Source organism: Duganella sp. BJB1802 (genome assembly GCF_013369445.1).
Taxonomy (GTDB): Bacteria; Pseudomonadota; Gammaproteobacteria; order Burkholderiales; family Burkholderiaceae_D; genus Rugamonas; species Rugamonas vulcania_A.
This window is the reverse complement of sequence record NZ_JABWEF010000007.1, coordinates 225,949-252,807: the sequence shown is the minus strand read 5'-3', so window position 1 is coordinate 252,807 and position 26,859 is coordinate 225,949. Positions and strand designations below refer to the sequence as shown.

20 protein-coding genes and 3 pseudogenes are annotated in these 26,859 nt (G+C 71.4%); 8 read left to right on the top strand and 15 right to left on the bottom strand.

The window, feature by feature from the left end; translation table 11 throughout:
* Positions 1 to 46: 46 nt before the first annotated feature.
* A pseudogene (locus HUX88_RS32340) lies at positions 47 to 2,104 on the bottom strand (beta strand repeat-containing protein); the annotation flags it as partial.
* 466 nt (positions 2,105 to 2,570) lie between these two features.
* Here HUX88_RS32340 and HUX88_RS13740 point away from each other — a divergent pair.
* Positions 2,571 to 3,320: a class I SAM-dependent methyltransferase gene (locus tag HUX88_RS13740; RefSeq protein ID WP_176362123.1), complete on the top strand. Its 750-nt coding sequence runs from the start codon at positions 2,571 to 2,573 to the stop codon at positions 3,318 to 3,320.
* 10 nt (positions 3,321 to 3,330) lie between these two features.
* Here HUX88_RS13740 and HUX88_RS13735 read toward each other — a convergent pair whose 3' ends face one another.
* Together HUX88_RS13735 and HUX88_RS13730 are read right to left on the bottom strand one after the other, a co-directional pair.
* Positions 3,331 to 3,723 (bottom strand): hypothetical protein, encoded by a 393-nt coding sequence (locus HUX88_RS13735; RefSeq protein WP_176362122.1) that lies wholly within the window; start codon positions 3,721 to 3,723, stop codon positions 3,331 to 3,333.
* A gap of 22 nt (positions 3,724 to 3,745) precedes the next feature.
* The gene (locus HUX88_RS13730; RefSeq protein ID WP_176362121.1) at positions 3,746 to 4,744 is read right to left on the bottom strand and encodes a GlxA family transcriptional regulator; all 999 of its coding nucleotides are present in this window, start codon (positions 4,742 to 4,744) and stop codon (positions 3,746 to 3,748) included.
* Between the two features lie 81 nt (positions 4,745 to 4,825).
* Here HUX88_RS13730 and HUX88_RS13725 point away from each other — a divergent pair, with 81 nt between their 5' ends.
* Complete coding sequence (locus HUX88_RS13725) at positions 4,826 to 5,428, top strand: DJ-1/PfpI family protein (protein WP_176362120.1); 603 nt, start codon at positions 4,826 to 4,828, stop codon at positions 5,426 to 5,428.
* Positions 5,425 to 5,736, top strand: a complete 312-nt coding sequence (locus tag HUX88_RS13720; protein WP_176362119.1) for a cupin domain-containing protein — start codon at positions 5,425 to 5,427, stop codon at positions 5,734 to 5,736. The genes HUX88_RS13725 and HUX88_RS13720 overlap by 4 nt, the downstream gene beginning before the upstream one ends.
* Before the next feature lie 10 nt (positions 5,737 to 5,746).
* Here HUX88_RS13720 and HUX88_RS13715 read toward each other — a convergent pair whose 3' ends face one another.
* From HUX88_RS13715 to HUX88_RS13700, 4 genes are all read right to left on the bottom strand, one after another.
* The gene (locus tag HUX88_RS13715) at positions 5,747 to 6,058 is read right to left on the bottom strand and encodes a hypothetical protein (protein WP_176362118.1); all 312 of its coding nucleotides are present in this window, start codon (positions 6,056 to 6,058) and stop codon (positions 5,747 to 5,749) included.
* A complete protein-coding gene (locus HUX88_RS13710) occupies positions 6,055 to 6,375 on the bottom strand; it encodes a hypothetical protein (RefSeq protein WP_176362117.1) in 321 nt (106 codons plus the stop codon). The genes HUX88_RS13715 and HUX88_RS13710 overlap by 4 nt, the downstream gene beginning before the upstream one ends.
* Positions 6,372 to 9,035 (bottom strand): polysaccharide deacetylase family protein, encoded by a 2,664-nt coding sequence (locus tag HUX88_RS13705; protein WP_176362116.1) that lies wholly within the window; start codon positions 9,033 to 9,035, stop codon positions 6,372 to 6,374. Before HUX88_RS13705 ends, HUX88_RS13710 begins: the two co-directional genes overlap by 4 nt.
* Before the next feature lie 99 nt (positions 9,036 to 9,134).
* Entirely contained in the window at positions 9,135 to 10,433 is a 1,299-nt protein-coding gene (locus tag HUX88_RS13700; protein ID WP_117015375.1) for a cytochrome-c peroxidase, read from the bottom strand.
* Between the two features lie 137 nt (positions 10,434 to 10,570).
* Between HUX88_RS13700 and acpA the strand changes: the two genes are divergently transcribed.
* Positions 10,571 to 12,697, top strand: a complete 2,127-nt coding sequence (gene acpA / locus HUX88_RS13695) for an acid phosphatase (protein WP_176362115.1) — start codon at positions 10,571 to 10,573, stop codon at positions 12,695 to 12,697.
* Positions 12,698 to 12,824: 127 nt separating this feature from the next.
* Here acpA and HUX88_RS13690 read toward each other — a convergent pair whose 3' ends face one another.
* A complete protein-coding gene (locus tag HUX88_RS13690; protein WP_147330535.1) occupies positions 12,825 to 13,040 on the bottom strand; it encodes a hypothetical protein in 216 nt (71 codons plus the stop codon).
* A gap of 348 nt (positions 13,041 to 13,388) precedes the next feature.
* On the opposite strand from HUX88_RS13690, the gene HUX88_RS13685 reads away from it, so the two are divergent.
* Positions 13,389 to 14,018 carry a TIGR02281 family clan AA aspartic protease gene (locus HUX88_RS13685; RefSeq protein WP_229219332.1) on the top strand — a complete coding sequence of 210 codons (630 nt, stop codon included), beginning with the start codon at positions 13,389 to 13,391 and terminating at the stop codon, positions 14,016 to 14,018.
* A gap of 16 nt (positions 14,019 to 14,034) precedes the next feature.
* Here the strand turns inward: HUX88_RS13685 and HUX88_RS13680 are convergent, their stop codons facing one another.
* The 5 genes and pseudogenes from HUX88_RS13680 to HUX88_RS13665 all read right to left on the bottom strand — a co-directional run bounded on the left by HUX88_RS13680 (position 14,035) and on the right by HUX88_RS13665 (position 20,134).
* Positions 14,035 to 17,160 (bottom strand): CusA/CzcA family heavy metal efflux RND transporter, encoded by a 3,126-nt coding sequence (locus HUX88_RS13680; RefSeq protein ID WP_176362114.1) that lies wholly within the window; start codon positions 17,158 to 17,160, stop codon positions 14,035 to 14,037.
* Between the two features lie 14 nt (positions 17,161 to 17,174).
* Entirely contained in the window at positions 17,175 to 18,497 is a 1,323-nt protein-coding gene (locus HUX88_RS13675) for an efflux RND transporter periplasmic adaptor subunit (protein ID WP_176362113.1), read from the bottom strand.
* A complete protein-coding gene (locus HUX88_RS33095) occupies positions 18,490 to 19,017 on the bottom strand; it encodes a TolC family protein (RefSeq protein ID WP_308937126.1) in 528 nt (175 codons plus the stop codon). The genes HUX88_RS13675 and HUX88_RS33095 overlap by 8 nt, the downstream gene beginning before the upstream one ends.
* A gap of 142 nt (positions 19,018 to 19,159) precedes the next feature.
* Positions 19,160 to 19,714 (bottom strand): annotated as a pseudogene (locus HUX88_RS33090) (TolC family protein); the annotation flags it as partial.
* A gap of 75 nt (positions 19,715 to 19,789) precedes the next feature.
* Entirely contained in the window at positions 19,790 to 20,134 is a 345-nt protein-coding gene (locus tag HUX88_RS13665; RefSeq protein WP_176362112.1) for a hypothetical protein, read from the bottom strand.
* Between the two features lie 114 nt (positions 20,135 to 20,248).
* On the opposite strand from HUX88_RS13665, the pseudogene HUX88_RS13660 reads away from it, so the two are divergent.
* A pseudogene (locus tag HUX88_RS13660) lies at positions 20,249 to 22,183 on the top strand (phosphatase PAP2 family protein).
* Between the two features lie 91 nt (positions 22,184 to 22,274).
* On the top strand, positions 22,275 to 22,865 hold the full coding sequence (locus HUX88_RS13655) for a hypothetical protein (RefSeq protein WP_117015380.1): 591 nt from the start codon (positions 22,275 to 22,277) through the stop codon (positions 22,863 to 22,865).
* Positions 22,866 to 22,878: 13 nt separating this feature from the next.
* On the opposite strand, the gene HUX88_RS13650 is transcribed toward HUX88_RS13655, so the two are convergent.
* Positions 22,879 to 23,661, bottom strand: coding sequence for a transporter substrate-binding domain-containing protein (locus HUX88_RS13650; protein WP_176362111.1), 783 nt, complete (start codon positions 23,659 to 23,661; stop codon positions 22,879 to 22,881).
* Complete coding sequence (locus HUX88_RS13645) at positions 23,658 to 25,706, bottom strand: sensor histidine kinase (RefSeq protein ID WP_176362110.1); 2,049 nt, start codon at positions 25,704 to 25,706, stop codon at positions 23,658 to 23,660. Before HUX88_RS13645 ends, HUX88_RS13650 begins: the two co-directional genes overlap by 4 nt.
* A gap of 159 nt (positions 25,707 to 25,865) precedes the next feature.
* Here HUX88_RS13645 and HUX88_RS13640 point away from each other — a divergent pair, with 159 nt between their 5' ends.
* A complete protein-coding gene (locus tag HUX88_RS13640) occupies positions 25,866 to 26,840 on the top strand; it encodes a GlxA family transcriptional regulator (RefSeq protein ID WP_176362109.1) in 975 nt (324 codons plus the stop codon).
* The last annotated feature ends 19 nt before the right edge of the window (positions 26,841 to 26,859 follow it).

Below are 26,859 nucleotides of genomic sequence, written 5' to 3'. Positions count from 1 at the left end.
CGACTTGCGCCGAGCTCAGCGCGGCGAACTGGTTGGTCGACAGCGCGCCCACCTGGTCGGTGGTCAGGCCGGCCAGCTGGCTGGTGCGCAGCGCGGCGATGTCGCCGGTCGACAGGCCCGACAGGTCGGCGGTCTCGATCGCACCGATGCTGTTGGCGCTCAGCGCGGCCACTTGCGCGGTGCTCAGGCTGGCGATCTGGCCCGAGGTCAGCGCCACGACCTGGTTGGTGCCCAGGGCGGCGATGCCGCCGGTGCTCAGCGCGGCGATCGAGGCGGTGGCCAGCGAGGTGATCTGGCCGGTGGTCAGCGCGGCCACTTGCGCGGTGGTCAGCGCGGCGATGGCGGCGGTCTTGACGGCCGACAGGTCGGCCGTTTCCATGGCGGCGATGGCGTTGGTGCTCAGGGCTGCCACTTGCGCGGTGCTCAGCGCGGCGGCTTCGCCGGTGGTCAGCGCCACCACTTGCGCGGTGGTCAGGGCCTTGACCTGGTTGACGCTCAGCGCCACAACAGCGTTGGTCGACAGCGCGGCGAAGTCGTTGGTCGACAGCGCGGCGATGGCGTTGGTGGTCAGCGCGGCCACCTGGGCGGTGCTCAGCACGCTGGCCTGGCCGGTGGTCAGGGCGACGATCTGGTTGGTGGTCAGGCCGGATACGGCGGCGGTGGTCAGCGCGACGATCTGGTTGGTCGACAGCGCGCCCACCTGGTCGGTGGTCAGGCCGGCCAGCTGGTTGCTGCGCAGCGCGGCGATGTCATTGGTCGACAGGCCGGCCAGGTCGGCGGTCTGGATCGCGCCGATGGCGTTGCTCGACAGGGCCGCCACTTGCGCGGTGCCCAGGCTGTTGATCTGGTTCGAGCTCAGGGCGACGATCTGGTTGGTGCTCAGCGCGCCGATGGCGGCCGTGCTCAGCGCGGCGATCGAGGCGGTGGCCAGCGAGGCGACCTGGCCGGTGGTCAGCGCGCTTACTTGCGCGGTGCTCAGGATGGCGATGGCGGCCACCTTGATGGCCGACAGGTCGGCCGTTTCCAGCGCGGCGATGTCGTTGGTGCTCAGCGCGGCCACTTGCGCGGTGCCCAGCGCGGCGGCTTCGTTGGTGGTCAGCGCGACAACCTGGTTGGTGGTCAGGGCCTTGACCTGGTTGGCGCTCAGCGCGGCGATCGCGTTGGTCGACAGCGCGGCGAAGTCGTTGGTCGACAGCGCGGCCACGCCATTGGTGGACAGGCCGGCGGCCTGGGCGGCGGTCAGCACGCTGGCCTGGCCGGTGGTCAGGGCGACGATCTGGTTGGTGCTCAGGGCGCCGACTTGCGCCGAGCTCAGCGCGGCGAACTGGTTGGTCGACAGCGCGCCCACCTGGTCGGTGGTCAGGCCGGCCAGCTGGCTGGTGCGCAGCGCGGCGATGTCGCCGGTCGACAGGCCCGACAGGTCGGCGGTCTCGATCGCGCCGATGCTGTTGGCGCTCAGCGCGGCCACTTGCGCGGTGCTCAGGCTGGCGATCTGGTTCGAGGTCAGCGCCACGGCCTGGTTGGTGCTCAGCGCGGCGATGGCGGCGGTGCCCAGCGCGGCGATCGCGCCGGTCGCCAGCGAGGTGATCTGGCCGGTGCTCAGCGCGGCCACCTGGGCGGTGCTCAGCAGGGCGATCGAGGAAGTCTTGATGGCGGCCAGGTCGCCGGTCTCCAGCGCGCCGATGGCGTTGGTGGTCAGCGCGGCGATCTGCGCCGAGGTCAGTTGCGCGGCCTGGTTGCTCGACAGCGCCACCACTTGATTGGTGGTCAGGGCCTTGATCTGGCCGACGCTGATGCCGCCGATGGCGGCGGTCGACAGCGCGGCGATGTCGTTGGTCGACAGCACGGCGAAGCTGGCGCTCTGCAGGGCGCCGACCTGGGTCGAGCTCAGCGCGCCGATCTGCTGCGTGGTCAGGAACGCGGCCTGGGTGGTGGTGATGCCGGACGCGAGCTGGGCAGTAGTGAAGGCCGGGATTTGCGAAGTCGTGAACGCCCCCAGCTGGTCAGAATTGAATGCCGCGATGTCGGCAGTCGCCAGGGTGAGGATCTGGGAAGTGCTCAGGCTGGCGATCTGCGCAGTGGTAAAGGTGGTCGCGAAACTCATTCTAATTTCTCCTGGAGGTACTGCTGTCAGCTCAGAAAGCAACCCGACCGCTAGGCGGACGCCCGCGTTCGAGCCCTGTCATGGAATATATTGCTATTTTGTATATCTTTTTTGATGCCGCCGAGAAAAAAACCGGCTGGTACTGTACATAACGACGGAATTTGGACTTTCATTAAGTAAACTTTTTTCCAGCCATCATTTACCGTCGCTCCGGCCGCAGGCGGCGGAGTTTCAGTGGAGCATTATATCTTATTTAATTTCTCAAAAGAATTTTTTTACGCGTTGTCGCGGCCCCGCAACCTGTCGTCCCGACATGCTTAATCAATAAGACAGTTATCGGATCGGGATATCAAGAGCGCTATTTGCGTGAGAGAAATGTATCCACAAGGATATTTTGCATCGGCTGTGTGACAAGCGCGTGACCGGCGCATAATCGCCACTCCCCCACCGATATGGAGACCGCCCCATGAAGCCATTCCGCCCCCTCATCCTGCTGAGCCTGACCGGCGCCCTGTGCCTGGCCGCCGGCCCGGCCGCCGCCCAGGCACCGCTGGCCGCCGCCGCCGTGGCCGACGCCGGCCGCCCGGACGCCGACAAGGCGCGCGACGCCGACCGCAAGCCGGCCGAGATGCTGGCCTTCGCCCAGGTCCAGCCGGGCCAGACCGTGGTCGACTACTTCCCCGGCCGCGGCTACTTCACCCGCCTGTTCAGCGCGGCGGTCGGGCCGCGCGGGACGGTGTACGCGGCGGCGCCGCAGGCGTGGGTGGACAAGCTCCAGGGCAAGCCGCTGCCGCCGCCGGTGTCGGCCGAGCCGGGCCGCGGCAACGTGCACGAGACCGTCGCCGCGGCCTCGCTCAACGTGCCGGTCAAGGCCGACCTGGTGTGGACCTCGCAGAACTACCACGACATCCGCATCTGGGGCGGCGCCGCCGCCACGGCCGAGCTGAACAAGGCCGTGTTCGACGCCCTCAAGCCGGGCGGCCACTACATCGTGCTGGACCACGCGGCCCGGCCGGGCCTGGACGAGGCCGGCATGGCCAGGCTGCACCGCATCGACGAGGCGCTGGTCAAGCGGGAAGTATTGGCGGCCGGCTTCGTGCTGGACGGCGAATCGCAGGCGCTGCGCAATCCCCAGGACGACCGCGGCGCGCAGGTGTTCGAGACCGGCATCCGCGCCCACACCGACCAGTTCATCCTGCGTTTCCGCAAGCCTTGAGAAGGGACGCTCAGGCCGGCGGCGCGCGCCGCCGCCAGGCCAGCACGGCGGCGGTGGCCGCCAGCAGCGCCAGCGCCACCATGTTGAGCACCACCACCGCGCCGTGGAAGCGCAGCACCAGGCCGACGCTGACGCCGGCCTTGACCGCGAACTGCCGGCCGCCGTCCAGCGGGTAGACGGCCACCAGCTGCAGCGCGTAGTACAGCAGGCCGCCCCACAGGCCGGCCCGCCGGCGCTTGAGCGACAGCACCGCCGACAAAAAGCCCAGCAGGGCCGCGCCGTACAGCACCGGCAGCGCGTCGGCCGGCTGCGGCTCGCCGAGCAGGCCCAGGCTCACGCCCAGCGCCAGCGCGCTGTTGAGCAGCAGCACCCGCGCCACCCACTTCTCGAATTCCCGCATCATCTATTAAGTCCGTTCATCCGGTTCAGCCGAAGCGCGCCTGGTAGTCGCTGGGCACCACGCCCAGCTGGGCGGCGAACGCGCGCCGCAGATTGTACTCGCTGCCGAAGCCGCTCTGGCTGGCCGCGCGCTTGACGCTCATGCCGGGCCGCTCCAGCAATCCGCAGGCCGCCTCCATGCGCAGCCGCAGCAGCAGCTGCGCCGGCGACACGCCCGCCTCCTGCCGCAGCCGGCGGTGCAGCGTGCGCACCGACAGCGCGCACGCCGCCGCCATCTGCTCGACATCGATGTCGCGCCGCAGGCGCGGGCGCAGCCAGGCGGTCAGCCGGCCGTGCAGGCCCTGCGGATCGGCCTGCGCCAGCAGCTCCGAGCTGAACTGGCGCTGGCCGCCGGGCCGCTTGAAGAACACCACCAGCCGCTTGGCCGTGTCGAGCGCAGCGCCGCGCCCCCGGTCCTCCTCGACCAGGCTCAGGGCCAGGTCCATGCCGGCTGCGATGCCGGCCGAGGTGTGGAACGGGCCGTCCTTGACGTGGATCGCGTCGTCCAGCACCCGCAGCGCCGGATACTGGGCCCGCAGCGCGGCCGCGTCCATCCAGTGCGTGACGGCGCTGCGGCCGTCGAGCAGGCCGGCGCGCGCCAGCACGAAGGCGCCGCTGCACACCCGCGCAGCAGCGCCGCAGGCCGCCGGCGGCGCCCGCCAGAGCGCCGCGCGCCGCACCCAGCGCACCGCGGCCGGCTCCAGCGCCGGGCTGTCGCCGCGTTCGAGGCCGCGCCCGCCGGCGACGATCAGCGTGGCGCCGGCCAGCTGGCGGCCGGTGCGCGGCAGCGGCGCGGTCATCACGCCCACGCCGGCGGTGGACGCCACCAGCCCGCCGCCCGGCGACACCATGCGGATGCGGTAGGGTTCGGGCAGGCCGGCGTCGCGCGCCTCGTCGTTCGCGGTGGAGAACACCTGCGCCGGGCCGGTGGCGTCCAGCAGCACGAAGCCGGGATAAACCAGCAGCCAGATATCGATGGGTTTCATGTGGCAGATATTCAACCATGAACGTCATTTGTGTCAACCCACGCGCGGGCATGATGGACGCTTCCACCAACAGGAGCCACCATGACACGCACCATAGGCATTTATGTGTTCGACGACGTTGAAGTGCTGGACTTCGCCGGCCCGTACGAAGTATTCACCTGCGCCACGCGCATGGCCGCCAAGCTGACGCCGGGGGCGCCGGCGCCGTTCCGCGTGCGCACCGTCGGCCAGCGCGGCGCCATGCTGCGCGCGCGCGCCGGCCTGAGCGTGTTCCCCGAGGCGCACTTCGGCAACGCCGGCCCGCTCGACGTGCTGATCGTGCCGGGCGGCGTGGTCGACGCCGAGCGCGGCAAGCGCGAAGTGATAGGCTGGATCGCCGCCGCCGCGCCGGCGTGCGAGCTGGTGGCGTCGGTGTGCACCGGCGCCTTCCTGCTGGCGCAGGCCGGCCTGCTGGACGGCCAGCAGGCGACCACGCACTGGGAGGACATCGACGAGCTGCGCGCCGCCTTCCCGCAGGTGCGGGTGACGGGCGAGCGGCGCTGGATCGACAACGGCCGCACCGTCACCAGCGGCGGCATCTCGGCCGGCATGGACATGTCGCTGCACCTGGTGGCGCGGCTGGCCGGGCGCGAGCTGGCCGCGCGCACCGCGCTGCAGATGGAATACGACTGGAACGAGGCATGAGGGTGGTGCGCAGCAGGGACTACCGCGCCGGCCGCGCGTGGGGCGCCGACCTGATCGCCGCCATGCGCGACGCCACGGTGCGCCTGCACTGGACCGACCAGCCCTACGGCTGGCACGTCAACGACGGCCAGGAGGTGTTCGCGGTGATGGACGGCGAGGTGGACATGCACTACCGCGACGGCGGCGTCGAGCAGGTGGTGACGCTGCAAGCGGGCGACATCTTCTTCGCCGACGAAGGCGACGCCCACTCGGCCCGTCCGCGCGGCCAGGCGCGCATACTGGTCATCGAGCGCGCCGGCAGCGTCTGAAAGGCCCACGCTACAGGTGGAGCAGGTGGGCCAGGAGACTCAAGCCGCACACCGCGAGGATCGGCGCGTTGAGCAACACGCCGATCCAGGCGGTCCACGTCCGCGCGCCGCCGCGCGTCAGGGCCAGCAGCGCGGCAAACAAGCCCCCCGCGCAAACGCCCAGGCCCACCATAAACGCCTTCAACACGCACAGGGAACCAACGTCGCCGCAATCGGTCAGGCTGACGGAAAACCTGCCGTCCAGGGCCAGCAAGGACAGCGCCGGCGCACCGAGTCCGGCGACGATGCTCAGCACACCCAGCGCACGCGGCGACAGGCTCACGGCGCCGCCCGCGCCACGAACACCAGCAGCAGCCAGCCGCACAGCGCCAGCGCCGGCAGGCCGTTGAGGAGCAGGCCGATCCAGCCGCACCACGAGCGCCAGCGCGCCAGGATCAGGCCCATGAGCGCCGTGACGAAACCGATCAGGGTGCCGAGCATCAGCACGATGAAGGCGTTGCCCAGGCAGGTGAAGCCGAAGTCGCCGCACTGCGACTGCCCGCCGCTCAGGGCCCCCGACATGACGAGCGCCGCCAGGATGAAGGTGAGCACCGCGATGGCGATGCTGATCACGTCGAGATCGGCCCTGGATTGGTTCATAGCTTTTTCAACTGCTCTTTCGCGTAGGCCGCGTTGGCGTGGTTGGGCGCCAGCTCGAGGAAGCTGGTGTAGGCCTTCCTGGCCTTGTCGCTGTCGCCCAGGCGCAGGCGGGCGTCGGCCAGGTTCAGGTAGGCGATCGCGCGCGAGGTGTCGATCTGCAGCGTGTTCTCGAACCAGCGCGCGGCCTCGGCGTACTTCTCCTGCTTGTAGTAGACGAAGCCCAGGTTGTTGGCCGCCAGCCCGAAGTCCGGCCGGTACTTCAAGGCCTCGGTGAACGCCGCCTCGGCCTGCGCGTACTGCTTCTCCTTGTACAGCTGCAGGCCGCGGTCGTTGGCGCGCTGCGCCAGCTGCCGGCTCGACGCGTCCACCGGCTTGGGCGCGGCGATCTTCTGCTCCTCGCCCTGCAGGTTCTTGACCACCACCGTGTTGCCGTCGGCCTTCAGGTCGCGGCCCTTGTCCAATTTGCTGTTCAACGCGATCGCGTCCGGCGACAGCTGCGCCGATTGCGCGCTCAGGAACTCGGCCTCGGCCGGCAGCTGGAACACGAACTCGCCGCCCTCCGAGCCCGGCAGGCTGCCGAACGCCGGCGTCTGCTGCGACACGCTGGCCACCGCCGGCGCCACGTAGGCCGCCAGCTCGGTGGCCGTGATCAGGCCGTCGCCGTTCAAGTCGGCCTTGCCGTTCAGGGCCTGCAGCAGGGTCCAGGTGAACACCGAGTGGCCGTTCGGGCCGCCGTCGGCCACCATCTGGTCGGCGCCGCCGGCGGTCAGCATCTGCCGGCCCAGCCTGCGCGCGTTGTCGCGCAGGAAGGCGCCGCTGCCGCCGCCGCGCGTCAGGCCCAGGCCGCTGTAGCAGGCATCCATGACAAAGAACACGTGCTTGGCGTTGAGGCTCTCGGCGATGTTCTGCAGGTCGGTCATCGGGATGGCGTCGAAGCTGACCTGCTGCGGGTCCGAGTCCACCGGGATGATGTAGCCCAGGTTGCGCCCGGAGCTCAGCTGGCGGGTGGCGCCGTGGCCGGCGAAGAACACGAAGATGCGGTCGTCCTTCTTCAGTTGGGCGTCGGCCAGCTTGTCGTGGAACAGCGCCAGGATGTTGTTGCGCGTGGCCTCGCCGTTCGACAGCGTGTACACCCGCTCATTGGCGAAGCCGAAGCGGTTGACCAGCGTGTCGCGGATGGCGCGCGCGTCCTGCACCGCGTACTGCAGCCTGGGCCACTTCTGGTAATCGTTGATGCCGATGACCACGGCGTAGCTGTTGGCGTAGCCGGTGCTGACGGCGATCTTCTCCGGCTCCGGCTTGCCGCCGCGCGCCACCTTGAACTCCTGGCCGTCCCAGGCCGCGAAGCTGTAGCCGTCGGCGATCAGCTTGTCGAGCACCAGCGGCAGCGCCTTGACGCTGCGCTCGTGGATGTCGTGGAACAGGATGATGCCGCGCTGCTCCTTGCTCAGGGTGGTCAGCACGCGGTTGGCGATCGAGCTCGGCACCGGGTCGGCCCAGTCCAGCGAGTCGATGTTCCACATCACCGAGCGCAGGCCCAGCTTGGACAGGATGGCCAGGCCCTCGGCGTTGTGGGCGCCGTACGGGAAGCGGAACAGGTCCGAGCGGCGCTTGTCGGTGGCCTTGAGCAGCGCGTCGGCGTTGGCGATCTCGCCGTACAGCTGCTCGCCCTTCTCCTTCGACAGCAGCGCGTGGCTGAAGCTGTGGTTGCCCACGGTGTGGCCGGCGTCGATCAGGCGCCGGCTCTCGGCCGCGTTGGCGCTCAAGGTCTGCTTGCCCTGCGCGTCGAGCTTGCCCAGGTTCTGGCCGACCTGGAAGAACACGCCCGGCACGTTGTACTGCTTGAGGATGGCCGCCACCTCCTCGGTGTAGCTCTTGTGCGGGCCGTCGTCGAAGGTCAGCACCACGGTCTTGGGCGGCAGCGTGTTGCCGAAGATTTCCCTGGCCTGCGCCTCCTGCTCGGCCGTCTTCGGCGGCTCGGGGTACGGCACGATGACGCCGTAGTCCTTCATGATCTGCTCGCGGCCGTACAGCTTGCGCAGGTGGGCGACGTAGTCGTCCCAGCGCTCGCGCTTGGGCGCGATGGCGCGCGTGTCGAAGCGCGAGAAGATGTCGCTGATCTCCTTGTCGTACTGCTTCTCGATGTCCTCCAGCGCGGCCAGGTCCTCGCTGACGCGCTTGTGCAGCTTGATCGCCGGCAGGGTCTGGTCGGCCGCCGCCAGCTTCTGCAGCGACAGCAACACTTCGCGGAAGGCCAGGCGGTCGGCGTCGAACAGGTCGCCGGCCGATTCGATGTAGGTCAGCAGCGTGTCGGCGGCGGCGTCGCGCCGGGCCGGCGGCAGCGCCTGGGTTTGCGCCAGCAGCGCCTGCACCTTCGCCAGCCGTTCCAGGTTCTCGTGGAACAGCGACTGCCCGACCTGGCCGGCGGCCTTGCGGTCGGCCTCGGACAGCGTCTTCTCGTCGGCCAGCAGCACGATGATCTTGCGGTAGGCGGCCAGCATGTCGCGCAGCGCCGGCATGACGTCGGGCGCGGGCACGGCGGCGGCAACGGCGGCGCCGGACGGCTCGGCCGGATGCTTGCCGCGCAGCGCGAGATAGGCGCCCGCGCCGGCCACCGCCACCACCACGGCGGCTATGCTCAACTGCTTGATGTATTTCATGTGCGGAGTCTGGAAAAAACGAATCCCGCATTCTATGCCACTTTGGCAACATTGGGGTCAAGTCTGACATTCGGACACGAGCTCTGCCCTAAGCGCCGACTACGGCCGGGTTCGTGTCCGAATGTCAGACTTGACCCCATCGTAGCCGTCGGTCAATGTGCGCAGGAAGGCCACCACGTCGGCGATCTCGCGCTCGCTCAGCGCGGCCTTGCCGCCGGCACGGCCGCCGAACGGCGCCTCCATGTTGACGTTGCCCTCCAGCCCGGCCGGCAGGTCGTCGAACTTGTGCACGCCGCCGTCGGCGTTGCGCGGATACCATTTCTGCGGCGCGCTGTCGCGCTGCGCGTAGAAGCGCACCACCTGCGCCAGGTCGTCGAAGCCGCCGTTGTGGAAGTACACCCCGCGCAGCGCGACGTTGCGCAAGGACGGCGTGCGGAAGCGGCCGCAATATTCCCGATGGTCGCGCAGGTCGGCGCGGTCCGGGCCGCACAGGCCGAGGTCGAAGTACGCCGGGTCGGCGTTGACCGCCAGCCTGCCGTTGCGCGGCACGCCCAGGTTGATCAGGCCGTAGTCGGTGAACTGCGGGAAGGCCCCGCCCTGCCCGATCTTGCTGATGTGGCAGGACGCGCAGTTGCCCTTGTGCTCGTCGTTGAACAGCGCCAGCCCGCGCGCCTCCTGCGGCGTCAGGACGGCCTGCTTGCGCAGGTAGGCGTCGTACTTGCTGGTGTAGGGGTAGAAGTCGGCCGGGCTTTGCTGGAACACCTCCAGCGCCATCAGCACGCCGCGCATCGCCGCGTCCGGATGGTCGAAGATGGCCTCGCCGAAGGCGCTGCGGAACCGCGCCGCCAGCGGTCCGGCGCGCAGCCGCGCCACCACCGCCGCGTCGTCCTTGTTGCCCATCTCGCGCGGCGACAGCAGCGGCCCGCGCGCCTGCTCGTGCGCCGACTGCGCGCGGCCGTCCCAGTCGTAGCCGCCGGTCGGGCCGGCGTCGACGCTGTCGTCGCCGTCGTCGTCGTGGTAGTGCTCGGTGAACGGCGGCACCGTCTGCAGGTACTTCAGCGACGGCGCCGCGCGCGTGCCCTGCGTGGCGCCGTCGGCGCCGCCCAGCTGCGCCGCCAGCCGGTTGGGCGGACCGTAGGCGTGCTCCGGGCTGTGGCAACTGGCGCAGCTGCTGCGCCCGGACGCCGACAGGCTCGGCTCGCTGAACAGCGCGCGACCCAGCGCGGTCAGCTCTTCCACCGACGCCCGCCGTTGCTGGCCCGGCGCGTAGGCGGCGGTGGCGCCGGCCGAAGCGGCGGCCGGGGTAGCGGTCGGGGTGGCGGGAATGGCGGCGGCGGGCGGCTGCCGGTGGCAGGCGGCCAGCAATACGGCGGCCAGGGCGAGTGGGATCCTTTTCATGCCGCAAGCCTAGCAGCGCGACATGACCGCTACATGACAGATAGGAAAGGATACATGACGAAACATGAAAATTCATCATCCTGAAATATTTCAACCCTAGCATGGGTCGCTTCGATACCCACCCACAAGGCAAGAACATGAAACTGAACCCGATGCGCCCGCTGCCCCTGATGCTGATGTCGATCGGCCTGGGCGCCGGCCTGATCGCGTGCGGCAGCTCGTCCGACGGCGTGCCCGCGCTCAAGGGCCAGGTGGTCGGCAGCTACTATGAAAACGCGGTGGTGTGCCTGGAAAGCACGACCGTCAAGCTCAGCTGCGACAGCGGCGCCTCGCCGGTGCGCACCGGCGCCGACGGCAGCTTCGCGCTGACCGGCACCGACAAGGGCGCGCTGCTGGTCACCGTCGGCACCGACGCCATCCGCCACGACGCCGTCGGCGACGCCGGCGTCAAGGTCGCGCAGAAGCTGGTGTTCCGCGCGCCGGACGGCCACAGCGCCATCGTCGGCGCCCTGTCGACCGAGCTGGCCGCGCTGATGGACGCCAACGGCGGCGACTTCGCGGCCGCCAGCGCCAAGCTGGCCGCCAAGCTGGGCGTGTCGGAGGCCAACCTGCTGGCCGACCCCAACAAGGTGACCGGCGACGACCAGGCCAAACTGAAGGCCGAAAGCGCCGGCGTGACCGACGTGGTCGCCGCCGCCAGCGCGCAGGCCGCGCCGGCCGACATCGCCGCCGCGCTCAACAGCGGCCTGGCGCTCAACAACATCAAGACCATCGTCGTCATCTACGCCGAGAACCGCGGCTTCGACAACCTGTACGGCCTGTTCCCCGGCGCCAACGGCGTGCCCGGCGTGAACCCGACCTCGACCAGCGCCTACGTGCCGCAGAAGGACTTCGACGGCAGCACGCTGCCCACGCTGCCGCCGACCTGGGGCGGCATGACGGCGGCCGGCCAGAGCGTGGTGATCTCGCAGGCGCAGACCGTGGGCATGGCCAACAAGCCGTTCCAGATCGACGACGCCGCCAGCCCGCTGTTCCTGGCGCCGACCACCATCACGCGCGACCTGGTGCACCGCTTCTACAACAACCAGATGCAGATCAACGGCGGCGCCAACGACAAGTTCGCCGCGTACTCCGACGCCGGCGGCCTGACCATGGGCTACTACGACGGCAGCAAGATGAAGATGTGGGACATCGCCAAGCAGTACGCGCTGGCCGACAACCTGTACATCGGCGCCTTCGGCGGCTCCTTCCTGACCCACCAGTACCTGATCTGCGCCTGCGCGCCGCAGTACCCGAACGCCGACACCTCGGTGGCCAAGGGCTCGATCGCCAAGATCGACGTCGACGCCAAGGGCAACTTCGTGCGCCTGACCCCGTCGGCCACCGCGCCGTCCAGCGTGTTGAACGGCGCGCCGGCCTACGCCAACGACGGCGCCATCACGCCGGCCGACGCCAGCGGCATGTTCTACGCGGTCAACACCATGCAGCCGCCGTACCAGCCGAGCAGCAACAGCTACGCGGCCGACGACGGCACCCGCCTGTACGCCGACACCACCAAGGCCAACACGCTGCCGCCGCAGACGCAGAAGAACATCGGCGATCTGCTGAGCGGCAAGAACATCGACTGGGCCTGGTACGCCGGCGCCTGGAAGGACACCACCGCGGCCGCCACCGCCGCCCCGCGCGGCGTCAACGGCAATCCGCCCAACTTCCAGTACCACCACCAGCCGTTCAACTACTTCGCCAACATGGATCCGGTGAAGAACGCGGCCTACCGCGCGGCGCACCTGAAGGACTACGACAGCCAGTTCGTGGCCGACGCCGCCAACGGCACCTTGCCGCCGGTGGCCTTCTACAAGCCGCAGGGTAATCTGAACCAGCATCCCGGCTACGCCAGCGTGGCCGACGGCGACGCCCACATCGCCGATGTCATCGCCAAGCTGAAGAAGAGCCCGCAGTGGAAGAACATGCTGGTGATCGTCACCTACGACGAGAACGGCGGCTTCTACGACCACGCCAGTCCGCCAAAGGGCGACAAGTGGGGTCCGGGCACGCGCGTGCCGGCGATCATCGTCTCGCCGTACGTGAAGAAGGGCGTGGACCACACGCAGTACGACTCGGCCTCGATCCTGCGCGCCATCACCCGCCGCTTCAGCCTGCCGGTGTTGGACGGCCTGAGCACCCGCGACAAGGCGCTGGCCGCCAACGGCGCCAAGCCGATGGGCGACTTCAGCTCCGCGCTGGCCTTGACGCCGCAGGAATAAGCGCCAGCCGCCGCCGCGCCGACGCCAGCCCTCGCGGCTGGCGTTTTTACGTCGGCGGCTAAGCTAAGCGGTTACGCCGGCGGCCGGCATCTGTGCGCGAGCTTCCATGTCGATTCGCCGGGAAATCTCAGCCAGATGTTGTGCCAGGCGTTGCGCGTGCCGCAGCCGCTGGCGCGGCGTCTGGCTCGGGGTGGCCCGGCGCGCCGGACTGCTCGGCGACCCAGTCGCGGATCAGCTGGCACAGCACGGCCTCGGTCTTCGGGCCGAACCAGCCTTCGCCGACTTGATCCACCAAGCTGATGAAGACGTCGTCCGGCAAATGCAGGGGGATAGGGTGGGGCATATTTTTTCTCCGGCTCTAAAAGCTCTAAATCGCTATAGATCGATAGATTTCGCTAGATTTCGCGCTAATTTCTCTAATTTCGGCTCTAAAAACTCTAAAAAAGAGCACGGAGGGCTCTAATTTCTCTATTTTTTCTGTGCCGCGCTCCTTTTTTAGAGCGATTTCTAGCGATTTAGTTCGATCTCTATAGATTTAGAGGGTTTAGAGCTTTTAGAGCCCCTCCAAAAATACACCCCCTATGTACTCCTCCGGCTTTCGCCTTGCGTGAGGATTAGCGTATTTTGAGCCAGCTTAAAATGTTATGCTCAGCGGCAATTGATTAATTCCTAAGATTTTCCGCCGATGACCATGCGCCACCCACTTTGTGCCTTCGCGGCCGGCTTGCTCCTTGCCGGCGCAAACGCCCGCGCCGCCGATATCAACCTGGTGGGCGTGATCCGCGACCGCGCGCTGCTGACGGTGGACGGCGGCGAACCGACCAGCTACGCGATCGGCAGCACCATCGTGCCGGGCTCCCGCCTGCTGGCCGTGCACAACGACGGCGCCACCATCACCGAGCACGGCAAGCCGGTGACGATCGCGATGGGCCGCTATCCCGCGTCGAACGGCGCGAGCCGGCCGCTGGTCTTGCGCGCGGACGCCGCCGGCCAGTTCTACACCAACGGCAGCATCAACGGCATGAGCGCGCGGATGCTGATCGACACCGGCGCCAACATCATCGCGCTGCCGGCGGCGGACGCCAGCCGCTTCGGCATCGACTACCGCAAGGGCCAGCCCGGCACCGCATCGACGGCCAACGGCGTCGCCAACGTCTTCCGCGTGCACATCGAGCGGCTGCGCATCGGCGAGACGGAGCTGCGCGACCTCGAGGCCATGGTCCATGAAAGCGGCCTGCCCGTCATCCTGCTGGGCAGTAATTTCCTGGACCGCTACAGCATGCGGCGCGTGCTGCAGGAAATGACATTGACCCCGAGGTGAACACCGCGGCCGGCCGCTAAGGCGCCGCCGCGCGCGCCCGCCGGTACGCCAGCCGGTACAGCAGCGGCAGCACCAGCAAGGTCAGCGCGGTGGACGACAGGATGCCGCCGATGACCACCGTCGCCAGCGGGCGCTGGACCTCGGCGCCGGTGCCGGTGGCGAGCGCCATCGGGATGAAGCCCAGCGACGCCACCAGCGCCGTCATCAGCACGGGACGCAGGCGGCCCAGCGCGCCCTCGCGGATCGCCTGCTCCACCGTGCGCCCCTCCTCGCGCAGACTGCGGATGAAGGAGATCAGCACCAAGCCGTTGAGCACCGCCACGCCCGACAGCGCGATGAAGCCCACCGCCGCCGATATCGACAACGGAATGCCGCGCAGCGCCAGCGCCGCGATGCCGCCGGTCAGCGCGAACGGTATGCCGCTGAACACCAGCAAGCCGTCCTTCAGATTGCCGAACATCGCGAACAACAGCACCATCACCAGCAGCAGCGCCACCGGCACCACCACCTGCAGGCGCCGCGACGCCGACTGCAGCTGCTCGAACTGTCCGCCCCAGCTGGTCCAGTAGCCGGCGGGCACCCGCACCTCCCGCAGACGCTGTTCAGCCTCCGCGACGAACGAGCCGATATCGCGCCCGCGCACATTGGCGCTGACGACCACGCGCCGCTTGCCGTCCTCGCGGCTGATCTGGTTCGGGCCCGGCGCGATGTCGAAGGCCGCCACCTCGCCCAGCGGGATGAAGTTGGCCGCGCCGCCGCCCGCGCGCGGCAGCGGCACCGGCAGGCGCCGCAGCGCATCGAGGTCGGCGCGCAGCGCGTCGGGCAGGCGCACCACGATGTCGAAGCGGCGGTCGCCCTCGAACAGGGTGCCGGCCTGCTGGCCGCCGATGGCGGTGGCGATGGTGTCCTGCACGTCGGCCACATTGAGGCCGTAGCGCGCGGTGCTGGCGCGGTCGATCCGCACCGTCAGCACCGGCAGGCCGCCGGTCTGCTCGACCTTGACCTCGGTGGCGCCGTCGACCTTGCCCAGCGCGGCGGCGATGCGCGCGGCGGTCTCGCCCAGCACCGCCATGTCGTCGCCGAACAGCTTGACGGCGACGTCGCTGCGCACGCCCGATATCAGCTCGTTGAAGCGCAGCTGGATCGGCTGCGAGAACTCGTAGGCGTTGCCCGGCAAACGCTCGGCGGCCTGGCGGATCGCCGCCACCAGCTGCGCGTGCGACTTCTTCGGCGCCGGCCACTGCGCCTCCGGCTTGAGCATGATGTAGCCGTCCGAGACGTTGGGCGGCATCGGGTCGGAGGCGATTTCCGCGGTGCCGGTGCGCGCGAACACGCGCTCGATCTCGGGGAACTGGCGCTTGAGCGCGAGCTCGAGCTGCTGCTGCATCGCCACCGACTGCGTCAGGCTGGTGCCGGGGATGCGCAGCGCCTGGATGGCGATGTCGCCCTCGTTCAGGCTGGGCACGAACTCGCTGCCCAGGCGCGTGGCCAGCAGCGCCGACAGCGCCACCGCGATGCCGGCGAAGGCCAGCACCACCGGCGTGGCGGCCAGCGCGCGCTCGAGCAGCGCGGCGTACCACGCGCCGACGCGGCGCTGCTCCTTCTCCACCACGTGCTCGCCGATGAACAGCGCCACGGCGGCGGGGATGAAGGTGACCGACAGCAGCATGGCGCCGGCCAGCGCCAGCACCACCGTCAGCGCCATCGGATGGAACATGCGGCCCTCGACGCCGGTCAGCGCGAAGATCGGCAGGTAGACCACCATGATGATCAGCTGCCCGAACAGCAGCGGCCTGCGGGCCTCGCGCGCGGCGGCGAAGACTTCGTCGAAGCGCTCGGCGCGCGTGAGCACGCGGCCGTGGCGCACCTGCGCGTGCGCCAGGCGCCGCACGCAGTTCTCGACGATGACCACGGCGCCGTCGACGATGATGCCGAAGTCCAGCGCGCCCAGGCTGAGCAGGTTGGCGCTGACCTGCCACGTCACCATGCCGGTGAAGGTGAACAGCATCGCCAGCGGGATCACCAGCGCGGTGATCAGCGCCGCGCGGATGTTCCCGAGGAACAGGAACAGCACCGCGACCACCAGCGCCGCGCCCTCGAGCAGGTTGCGCTTGACGGTGCCGATCGCCTTGTCCACCAGCGTGGTGCGGTCGTACACGGTGACCGCGTGCACGCCGGCCGGCAGGCTGCGGTTGATGTCGGCCATCCTGCGGTCGACCGCCTGCGACACGGCGCGGCTGTTCTGGCCGACCAGCATGAAGACGGTGCCCAGCACCACCTCGCGGCCGTTCTCGGTGGCGGCGCCGGTGCGCAGCTCGCGCCCGAGCGCCACCTGGGCGACGTCGCGCACGCGCAGCGGCACGCCGCCGGCGTTGGCCAGGATGATGTCGCCGATGTCCTCGAGCGAGCGCACCTGGCCGGGCGCGCGCACCAGCAGCTGCTCGCCGCGCTTCTCGATGTAGCCGGCGCCGGCGTTGCCGTTGTTGCGCTCGAGCGCGGCCACCACGTCGCGCAGCGTCAGGCCGTGGGAGGCCAGCCGCAGCGGGTCGGGCGCCACGTGGTACTCCTTGGCGTAGCCGCCGATGGTGTTGATCTCGGCCACGCCGGCCACGTTGCGCAGCTGCGGCTTGACGATCCAGTCCTCGATCTCGCGCAGGTCGGCCGGCGTGTAGGGCGTGCCGTCGGGCTTTTTCGCGCCCGGCTGGGCCTCCACGGTCCACAGGTAGATTTCGCCCAGGCCGGTCGACACCGGCCCCATGGCCGGCGCGACGCCGGCCGGCAGCTGGGCGCGCGCCTGCTGCAGGCGCTCGCCGACCAGCTGGCGCGCGAAGAACAGGTCGGTGCCGTCCTTGAACACCACGGTGACCTGCGACAGGCCGTAACGCGACAGCGAGCGTGTCTGCTCGAGGCCGGGCAGGCCGGCCATCAGCGTCTCGATCGGGAAGGTGACGCGCTGCTCGGTCTCCAGCGGCGAGTAGCCGGGCGCCGGGGTGTTGACCTGCACCTGCACGTTGGTGATGTCGGGCACGGCGTCGATCGGCAGCCGCTGGTAGTTGTAGACGCCGAGGGCGGCCATGGCGGCCACCGCCAGCAGCACCAGCCAGCGCTGGGCGATGGCGAAGCGGATCAGGCGTTCAAACATGGTGTTCTCCTTTTTCAGTGGGCATGCTCGGCGCCGTCCTTGCCCAGTTCCGCCTTGAGCACGAAGCTGCCGGCGGCCGCGTAGCGCGCGCCGGCCGGCAGGCCCTGGACGATCTCGGTCAGCTTGCCGTCGCTGCGGCCGGGCGTGACCGGCTGCGCGCGGAAGCCGCCCGCCTGCTTGACGAACACCACCGGCTTGCCGTCCACGGTCTGGATGGCGTCGGCCGCCACGGCGACGGCGACCGCACCGTCGCCGTCGCTGGCGCTGGCGCTGGCGCTGGCGGCGTTGGCGGCGGCGCGGCCGGACGGCACGTCGACGCTGACGAACAGGCCGGGGCGCCAGGCGCGGTCGGGATTGGCCAGCGCCACGCGGGCCTTGGCGGTGCGGGTCTGCTCGCCCAGCAGCGCGCCGACGTAGGTGATCTTGCCGCTGGCCTGGGCGTCGAAGGCGGAGGCCTTGACCAGCACCGTCTGGCCCACGCGCACCAGCGCCAGGTCGCGCGGCGGCACGGCGATCTCCGCCCACACGGTCGACAGGTCGGAGATGGTGAAGACGGCGGCGTCCTCCTTGACCGCCTCGCCCAGCGCCAGGTGCTTCTCCATCACCACGCCGTCGAACGGCGCCCGCAGTTCCAGGCGGTTCAGCTGCGCGCCGCCGGCCGTGGCGCCCACGCCCGCGCCGGCGCCGATGGCGTCGAGCTTCTGGCGCGCGTTGCGCAGCGCGATCTCGGCTTCGCTCTGCGCTTGTCTGGCTTGCAGGTAGTCCTGCTCGGCGGAGATCTTGTCCTGCCACAGCCGGCGTTCGCGCTCGAAGGTGGTGGTGGCCAGCGCCAGCCGCCGCTCGGCCGACAGCAGCTCGCTGCGCTGCTCGGACAGGCCGCTGCTGGCGATCACCGCCAGCACCTGTCCGCGCTTGACGTTCTGCCCCAGCTCCGCGCGCACGCTGGTGACCACGCCGGCCAGCTTGGGCACGACGTGCGCGGTGCGGTCCTCGTTGAAGCGGATCTCGCCCGGCAGCGTGACGACGACATCGATCCGCGCAGGCGCCGCCACCGCCAGCACGATGCCGGCGGCCTTGGCCTGCGTGTCGTCGAGCGCGATTTTGTCCGGCTGCGCGTCCGCGTGGGCGCCCTGTTCCGGCGCCGCGTGGCCGCCGTGCGCCGACGGGGCCAGCTCCGAGTGCTCCGTGGGCGCCGCCTGGCCCGACTGGGCGTCGCGGGCGGCCGCTGCGGCCTGCGCGGCCGGCGCCGCGCCGCGCCGGGGCGTCAGCATCAGCGCCGCCAGCAGCAGTCCGATGACCGCCATGACGGCGATGGTGATCTTCTGCGTTTTATTCATGGTCTTCTCCGAGGATGCGGTCGATGGCGGCCAGCGCGCGGTGCGCGTCGGCCAGGGCGTTCAGGTGCAGCGTCTGCGCCTGCAGCAAGGTGCGCTGGGCGTCGAGCACGTCGAGGAAGCCGAACTTGCCGTATTCGAAGCCGGTGCTGGCGGCGTCGTAGGCGCTTTGCGCGCCGGGCAGGATGTCGTCGCGCAGGGACTGCGCCTGCCGGCGGGCCACCTCGAAGTCGCCGCGCGCCAGCGCCAGCTCGGTCTCCAGCCGCAGCGCGGTGGCGGCCAGCTCGTCGCGCGCCTGGTCGACGCGGCGCGCCGATTCCAGCACGCCGCCCTGGTTGCGGTCGAACAGCGGCAGCGGCACCGAGATGCCGACCATCGCCTGCGAGCGCCCCGCCTCCTCCGAGCGCTTGCTGCCGACGCTGAGCGTGAGGTCCGGCGCGCGCTTGCTGAGCTCCACTTGCGCCAAGGCCTGGCGCCCCGCCAGCTCGGCGCGCGCCAGCGCCAGCGCCGGCGCGCGTTGCAACCGCGCGCGCAGGGCCTCGTCGGACGGCGGCGCCGGCAGCGTCGATGGCGCCGTCGACCCGCTCGAAGCGCGGCGCCGGATTGCCCCACAGCGCCGCCAGCCGCTGGCGCGCGGCGGCCAGCGCGGCATCGGCGCGGACCAGCTCCAACCGCACCGAGGCCGCGGCCACGTTGGCGCGGGTCTCCTCCACCGGCGACACCTTGCCGGCCACCACGCGGCGCGCGGTGGCGCCGGCCGCCCGGCCGGCCAGCTCGGCGGCCTGGCGCGCCAGCCGCACCTGCTCCTGCGCGGCCAGCACGGCGAACCAGGCGTCGATCACGCCGGCGCGCAGCTCGGCCCGGCGCAGCGCCAGCGAGGCCGCGGCGCTGTCGCGGCCACGCCCGGCCGCCAGCACGCGGGCCGCGCGCTTGCCGCCCAGCTCGAGCGGCTGGCTCAGCTGGAAGGTGGTCTCGCGCGCGGCGTCGCCGCGGCGGGCGCCGACCCGTTCGGCCGACAGCGTGGGATTGGGCGGCAGGCCGGCCTGCAGCACGGCGCCGTCCTGCGCGCCCAGCTCGTGGCGGGCGGACGCCAGCTCGGGGTTGGCGCCGGCGGCCAGCGCCAGCGCGGCCGGCAGCGTGAGCGGCGCGGACGGCTCGGTTTCGGCCCGCGCATGGGCGGACCATGCCGCTACGACGAGCGGCAACACATACTTGAACATCGAATTCTCCAGAAAGGAACAGGAATTCGACGAGACTCAGGCGTCTAAGAAGAAGGGGGCGAGGGCCTCGTCGCGCTAGGCGACGAGCAGCCAGTCGGGCCGCGCGGGCCCGTCGGCGATGTGGGACAGGTAGCGCGACGGCGGCGGCGGCGCGTGGGCGCAGGGCGCGGCGGCCAGCGCGAGCGCGGCGCCGGCCGGCGCCGAGGCCTGCAGCGCGTGGTGGCAGACCTCGCAGTCGCTGTGGACCTTGGCCGGCTTGCCCTGGTCGGCGTCGTCGCCGGCCTGCGCCTGGTGCTGGTGGCCGTGGTGGCCGAAGTGCGCCACCTTGGCCGGCTCGTGCTGGCAATACACGGCCGCCATCGACCAGGCGTACTGGATCGGCAGGATGGTGAGCAGCACGATGAGCAGGATTTTCTTCACGCGGCCATTGTAGCAGCCCGCGCGGTTTTTTTCCGCCGGCGGGGCTTGTGTAATTGGCATGTCATACGACGTCATTACTCTATGGCCTCCTTCATCTCATTCCAGGAATCGCCCATGCACCGCCTCCCCGCCCGCCCGCTGCTGCTGGCCGCCAGCATCGCCCTCGCCCTCGCCGCCTGCGGCGCCGGCTCCGAAGACCAGGTGCTGGCGATCCCGCCGGCGCCGGCCGACCAGGGCGCGGCCGAGGTGGTGGCGGTGCCGGCCGTCGCCGCCTTCGTCGACACCGCCGCCAGCAACCAGCGCGGCGACGCCCGCTACGCCACCCTGGCGACCAACGCCGGCGTGCGCGTGCTGGGCGGCTTCCTGCAGGTGTGGAAGCCGCTCACCGAGATCGTCGACGCCGGCGTCGGCGCCGACGCGGCGGCCGGCTTCCCGGCGGTGGTCCCCTCGGCCTGGTCCGGCGTGCCGAACGACGGCAGCGACGGCGGCACCGTGGTCAACGCCGCCGTGCACGCGGCCAACATCGACTACGTGGTGCGCGCCACCGCCGCCCGCACGCCGGCGCAGGCGCTGCAGGCCTACCTGGACGACCGCCGCGCCAAGGGCTACAGCGTGACCGACGGCCTGGGCCCGCTGACGGCGGCCTGGCGCGCGGCCGCCCAGCAGAGCACCACCATCACCGCCGTCGCCGACGACGCCACGACCAGGTTGTACAACGACGGCGGCAACAACACCGGCGTCGGCGGTGCGGCCAACCCCGGCTTCGGCGCGGTGGTGGACCTGGTCAACCTGGTCGGCACCAACGGCTCGACCGAGCCGGCCAAGCGCTTCTACAAGTACGCCCGCCCCTACCGCTGGAGCGGCGCGGTGCAGGTGCTGCCGGCGCTGGTGCCGGCCAAGAGTTCCACGCCGGCCACCGACGGCGGCTTCACCAGCGGCCACGCGGCCGAGGCGATGCGCGACGCGCTGGCGATGGCGTACGCGCTGCCGGAGCGCTACCAGGAACTGATCAGCCGCGGGCTGGAGCTGGGCGAAGCGCGCATCTGGGCCGGCATGCACTCGCCGCTGGACGTGCTGAGCGGACGCATCCACGCCACCGCCGTGGTGGCGGCCAACCTGGCCGACCCGGCCAACGCGGCGAAAAAGAGCGCGGCGGTGGCCCAGGCGCACGCCACGCTGATGGCCGCCACCTCGACCACGGCCGACGGCTTCCTGGCCTACGCGCAGTCGGGCGCGGGCGGCGACCGCTTCGCCGACCACGACCTCAACCGGGCCAACTACCTGCGCCGCAGCACCACGGCCTGCCGGCCGTCGGCGCCCCGGCGCGCCGGCCGTGGTGCCCAAGGGCGCCGAGGTGCTGCTGGAGACGCGCCTGCCCTACCTGAGCGAGGCCCAGCGGCGCGCGGTGCTCAAGACCACGGCGCTGCCGTCCGGCGCGCCGGTGATGGACGACCCCGAGGGCTGGGGCAGGCTGAACCTGTTCGCCGCGGCCGACGGCTACGGCGCCTTCAGCGGCAACGTGGTGCTGGTGATGGACGCGGCCAGGGCGGCTTCCACGCGGCCGACCGCTGGCGCAACGACATCGGCGGCACGGGCAAGCTGGTCAAGCAGGGCAGCGGCACGCTCAGGCTGGCCGGCAACAACAGCTGGAGCGGCGGCACCGAGCTGGCCGCCGGCGCGCTGGCGGGCGACAGCGCCGCCGCCTTCGGCAGCGGCGACGTCTATGTCGGCGGCGGCACGCTGATCGCCAACGCCCCGGCCGCGCTCAGGCTGGCCGGCCGCTACACCCAGCTGGCCGGCGCCACCACGCTGGAGCTGGACCTGGGCGGCGGCGCGCGCGGCAGCCTGGCGGTGGCCGGCGACGCCGTGATCGCCGGCGGCACGCTGCACATCAAGTTCGCCGGCGGCTACCAGCCCAAGGCGGGCGAGGTGCTGACGGTGCTGACGGCCGGCCGCCTGAGCGGGCGCTTCGCCGCCATCGAGGTCGACGGCCGCAGCGCCACGCCGAGCTACAGCGGCAGCGCGCTGACGCTGACCATCGGCGGCTAGGTGGGACGGCGGCGGCGGCCGGCCATGGCCGGCCCCACAAGGCCGCCGCTTGAAACTACAATAGGGCTTCCCGGTTATCGAGAGGCAGCGCATGAATCCAGACGAGCAGCCCGCCGCATCGCAAGGCGACTTCTTCAACACGCTCAACGACAAGGTCGACGCCCACGGCGCGCTGGTCGACCGCTTCCATGCCGACCTGCAGAACTTTTCCAAGCAAATCGCCGGCTGCGACAAGCTGGTCCGCATGGCCCACATCAGCCTGAACCAGATCGACGCCCGCATCGCCGAGGCGGTGCGCATCGAGGCGCAGGCCGCCGTGCGGCTGGAGGCGACCGGGCGCGAGGCGGCGCGCGCGGCCACCGAGGCGGCCGACGCCGCCGTGGCCGGGCTGGTCGGCCAGCTGCGCGCCGCCACCGGCGAGGCGGCCCAGGTGTGCCAGGCGCTGCACCGCGCGCGCGGCCGGACCGGCCTGTGGCTGGGCGCCTACGCGGCCGGCACGCTGGCGCTGTGCCTGCTGTCGGCGTGGCTCGCCTACCAGCTGCATCCGGACACGCCGGTGCCGCCCGAGGTGGCCGCGTACGCCGAGCAGGGCCGCAGGCACGCGGCGCTGCTGGAGAAGGCCAGCGACAAGGAGCTCAAGCTGATCAGGGAAATCCAGGCGCGCCGGGCGCGGCCGAAGTAGGCGCGGCCGCGCCTCAGTTGGGCGTCAGGCCGTATTTGCGCAGCAGGCGCGCCTGCGTGCCGTCGGCGCGCATGGCGTCGAGCGCGGCGCGCCAGGCGCGGCCCTCGTCCTCGCCGATGTCGCGCGAGCCGGCCAGCCAGATGTCGCCGCTGCGGAACACCGGGCCGAAGTCGAAGTCGGCCTCGCGGAAGCCGTCCAGCCGGGCCGCGTGGCGGTGGATGTCCTCGCCGCCGTAGGTGGCGTCCACCACGCCCTTGCCGACCATGCGCATGCACTCGCGCACCGACGCGCACTCGGCCACCGCGCCGAAGTGCAGCGACTCCAGCAGGCGCTTGTGCGGCGAGCCGCGCAGCACCGCCACCGGCCGCCGCGCCAGCGCCGCCGGGTCGCGCAGGTCGACGCCGCCGCCGCGGCGGCCGACAAACACGAAGTCCTGCCGGCGCAGCCGCACCAGCCAGCGGTACTGCGCCTCGCGCTCGGGGGTGCGGGTCAGCGGCACCACCAGCGTGCGCGGCTGCACGCCGGTCAGCGCCAGCGCCCGCTGCCACGGATAGAACGCCAGCGTGACCGGCGCGCCCACGCGGCGCGCCATCTCCTGCGCCAGCTCGACCAGCGCGCCGGGGCTGTCGCCGCCCGGCGCCACCGCGTACGGCGGCAGGTCGGCCGCCAGCAGGCGCAGCGGCGCCGGCGGCGCGGCGCCTGCCGGCGCCCAGGCCAGCGCCAGCGCCAAGGTCCATGCCAGCGACCGCGCCAGCGACCGTCGCAGCGTCGAGGCCCGCACCGTCCGGCCGCTCACGGCGCGTCCCCGCCGCTGGGCAGGCTCAGCGACACCCGCGTGCCGCGCCGCGGCGCGCTGTCGAGCGCGACCTGGCCGCGCATCAGGCCCACCACCATGCTGTGCACGCTGGCCAGCCCGAGCCCGGCCCCGGTCAGGCCCAGCTGGGTGGTGTAGAACGGCTCGAACACCCGCGACACATGCTCGGGCGCGATGCCGACGCCGTCGTCGCGCCAGTCGATGTGGATGGCGTCGTCGGCGGCGCGCGCCTCGACCACGATGGCGCCGCCGGCGCGCCCGGCGAAGGCGTGCAGCAGGCAGTTGTCCATCAGGTGCTGGAACACCTGCTGGCAGGCGTCCGGATAGCCGTGCAGCCACAGCCGCTCCGGCAGCGCCAGGGTCAGCGTGACGGCGCGCGCGCGCAAGCCCTGCTCCCACACGCCGGCGCAGTGGCGCAGCCGCTCGGCCAGGTCGAAGCGGCTGGCCGGCTCGTGGGTCGGCTGGCCGGCCAGGCCCTTGAAGCGCTCGACCAGGCCGCCGATCTGGCCCCGCGCCCGGGCGACCAGCGCGCCGCCCACCGTGACGCTGGCCAGCAGCCCGGCCACCTCGCTGCGGCGCAGGCGGCCGGCGTCCAGGCCGCGCCGCAGCGCCTCGGCCTGGGCCGTGACGGCGCTGGCCGCCACCCGGGCGTTGCCCAGCGGCGTGTTGAGCTCGTGCGCCATGCCGACCACCATGCGCGACAGGCCCAGCTGCTTCTCCTGCTGCATCAGCGCCCGCATCGCGTGGCCCAGCGCGTCGGTGCGTTCGCGCACCTGCTGCTCGAGGCGGTCGTGCGCGGCCTGCAGCGCCTGCTCGGCGGCCTGGCGCACCGCCACCTCGCGCCGCAGCGTGGCCAGCGCCTCGCCCAGTTCCTGATTGCGCTGCATCAGCGAGTTCTCCAGCACCGTGCCGTGCTGCGCCAGCAGGGCGTTCTGGTGCAGCAGCTGCGGGCGCTCCATGACCGCGCTCAGCGTCTCGCCCAGCGCCGCGCACAGCGCGCGCTTCTGGCCGCGCTCGGCCGCCACCTGGCCGATGGCGGCCTGCAGCGCCGCCTCCATGTGGCCCCAGCGCCGGCCGTAGCGGCGCAGCGCGTGCAGCGTGATCTCGCGCAGGCGCGGGCCGTGCGGGGTGTCGGCGTCCAGCCCGGCCTCGTAGGCGCGCAGCGCGGCCCAGGCGCGCGCCGGGTCGCCGTCGGCGCAGTCGGCCAGCAGCGCCGACAGCGTCGCCCACGGCGTCCAGTAGCCGTCGCGGCCGAACTTGGCGTGCAGCTGGCCGAGGTGGTCGCGGCAGGCGCCGGCCTGCCCGCAGCTGGCGCTGACCACGGCCAGGTTGAGCAGCGCCAGGCATTCCTGCGCCGCCAGCCCGTACTCGCGGGTGCGGCGCAGCACCAGCTGGCGCCGCGCCAGGCAGTCGCGCCACAGCGGCGCGGCGGCGTCCTCGTCGGCCTCCTCCAGCGCCAGGTAGTAGGCGCCCGAGGCGGCGCTGTCGAGCAGCATGACGTCGATGGCCGGGCTCAGCTCGTCCGGCCGGGCCAGCGCGGCGGCGCAGAACTGCAGCAATTCCGGGTACATCTCGGCGCCGAGCAGGACGCGGCAGCGGGCGGCGCGCATCTGGGCCGCCAGCCGCGGCAGCGCGCAGCGCGCGTACAGCTCGGCGGCCCGGGCCAGGCTGTCGAGCGCGGCGTGGTGCAGGCGCAGCCGCGTCTGCACCGCGTGCAGCGCCCGCAGCGCGGCGGCCTGGGCCAGCGGATGCTGCTCGGTCTGGGCCCGCAGCTGCAGCGCGCGGGCCGGCAGCAGCAGGGCGTCGGCCGCGCAGGCCGGATCGGCCGCGCGCGCCACCAGCGCGAACCCCTCCAGCTCCAGCGCCTGCGAGCCGTTGAGCCGGCGCGCCGCCAGCTGGCGCAGCGTGGCCGCGTGCTGCGGCATCTCGTGCGCCATCAGGCAGGCGCGCAGCAGCTGCAGCAGCGGCTCGGCCGCGGCCACCTCGCCGTCGCCCGCGGCGACCGGTCGTGTTTCAGATGCGGACATGGCACTGCCCCCGTAGCCAACTCGTGTCGGTCCAGTATTACACGAAGTCGCTTGCAGCTGAACAGGCGATCGTCGCGCTGTTGCAAATCCGTTGCGCCCCGGGCGGCCACGTTCCCGCGCGGTCTGGCCTATCATGAGGGATTTGAACGGGCGGCGGCGATGAAACTCACCCTGGTGGTGCTCGATGGCGTGCAGGCGCTGGACGTGGCCGGTCCGCTGGACGTGTTCGCCGAGGCGAACCGCTTCCTGCCCGAGGCGCGGCGCTACGCCGTCACGCTGGTGGGCGGCCGCCCGGACGGCGTGGCATGCTCGAGCGGCATCGAGTTCAAGGTCCATCGCGGCTACCTGGACCACGACGCCGACAGCGACACGCTGCTGGTGGCCGGCGGCCCGCGCTTCCCGGACTACCGGCCGGAGCCGGCCCTGGTCGACTGGCTGCGGCGGCGCGCGCGCGGCGCCCGCCGCTACGGCGCGGTGTGCAACGGCGTGTTCCTGCTGGGGCACGCCGGCCTGCTGGGCGGGCGCGAGGTCACCACCCACTGGGACCACGCGCGGCGGCTGGCCGACCAGTTCCCCGGCGCCAACGTGCGGCCCGACAAGATCTTCGTGCGCGACGGCAACCTGTTCACCTGCGGCGGCGTGGCGGCCGGCATCGACCTGTGCCTGGCGCTGGTGGCCGAGGACTGGGGCCACGCGCTGGCCATGAAGGTGGCCAAGCGCCTGATCGTCTACATCCGCCGCGACGGCGGGCAGTCGCAGTACAGCCCCTACCTGGCGGCCGGCCCGGACGCGGACTCGCTGGTGGCCCGGGTGCTCCGGCACGTGACCGAGCACATCGGCGACGCCCTGACCATCGAGGAGATCGCCGACGCGGTGGGCGTGAGCCGGCGCACCTTCTCGCGCGTCTTCGCCAAGCACGCGCAGGTGACGCCGTCGGTGTTCGTCGACCAGCTGCGCATCGACGTCGCCCGCAAGCTGCTGGAGGAGACCGACGTGCCGCTCAAGACGGTGGCCTTCCGCTGCGGCTTCGGCAGCGCCGCCCGGATGCGTATGATCTTCGCGCGCCAGCTGGGCACCACGCCCAGGCTGTACCGCGAACGCTGCCGCGCCGGCGACCAGGGCCGGACTGCTTAGCGGATTTGGGGACATCCGG

Excerpts from the sequence above, each read along its gene's own strand:
- HUX88_RS13685 (WP_229219332.1), top strand. The coding sequence starts at position 13,389 with ATGCGCCACCCACTTTGTGCCTTCGCGGCCGGCTTGCTCCTTGCCGGC.
- HUX88_RS13740 (WP_176362123.1), top strand. The coding sequence starts at position 2,571 with ATGAAGCCATTCCGCCCCCTCATCCTGCTGAGCCTGACCGGCGCCCTG.
- HUX88_RS13710 (WP_176362117.1), bottom strand. The coding sequence starts at position 6,375 with ATGAACCAATCCAGGGCCGATCTCGACGTGATCAGCATCGCCATCGCG.
- HUX88_RS13700 (WP_117015375.1), bottom strand. The coding sequence starts at position 10,433 with ATGAAAAGGATCCCACTCGCCCTGGCCGCCGTATTGCTGGCCGCCTGC.
- HUX88_RS13655 (WP_117015380.1), top strand. The coding sequence starts at position 22,275 with ATGAATCCAGACGAGCAGCCCGCCGCATCGCAAGGCGACTTCTTCAAC.
- HUX88_RS13720 (WP_176362119.1), top strand. The coding sequence starts at position 5,425 with ATGAGGGTGGTGCGCAGCAGGGACTACCGCGCCGGCCGCGCGTGGGGC.
- HUX88_RS13640 (WP_176362109.1), top strand. The coding sequence starts at position 25,866 with ATGAAACTCACCCTGGTGGTGCTCGATGGCGTGCAGGCGCTGGACGTG.
- HUX88_RS13705 (WP_176362116.1), bottom strand. The coding sequence starts at position 9,035 with ATGAAATACATCAAGCAGTTGAGCATAGCCGCCGTGGTGGTGGCGGTG.
- HUX88_RS13680 (WP_176362114.1), bottom strand. The coding sequence starts at position 17,160 with ATGTTTGAACGCCTGATCCGCTTCGCCATCGCCCAGCGCTGGCTGGTG.
- HUX88_RS13645 (WP_176362110.1), bottom strand. The coding sequence starts at position 25,706 with ATGTCCGCATCTGAAACACGACCGGTCGCCGCGGGCGACGGCGAGGTG.
- HUX88_RS13735 (WP_176362122.1), bottom strand. The coding sequence starts at position 3,723 with ATGATGCGGGAATTCGAGAAGTGGGTGGCGCGGGTGCTGCTGCTCAAC.
- HUX88_RS13730 (WP_176362121.1), bottom strand. The coding sequence starts at position 4,744 with ATGAAACCCATCGATATCTGGCTGCTGGTTTATCCCGGCTTCGTGCTG.
- acpA (WP_176362115.1), top strand. The coding sequence starts at position 10,571 with ATGAAACTGAACCCGATGCGCCCGCTGCCCCTGATGCTGATGTCGATC.
- HUX88_RS13690 (WP_147330535.1), bottom strand. The coding sequence starts at position 13,040 with ATGCCCCACCCTATCCCCCTGCATTTGCCGGACGACGTCTTCATCAGC.
- HUX88_RS13725 (WP_176362120.1), top strand. The coding sequence starts at position 4,826 with ATGACACGCACCATAGGCATTTATGTGTTCGACGACGTTGAAGTGCTG.
- HUX88_RS13675 (WP_176362113.1), bottom strand. The coding sequence starts at position 18,497 with ATGAATAAAACGCAGAAGATCACCATCGCCGTCATGGCGGTCATCGGA.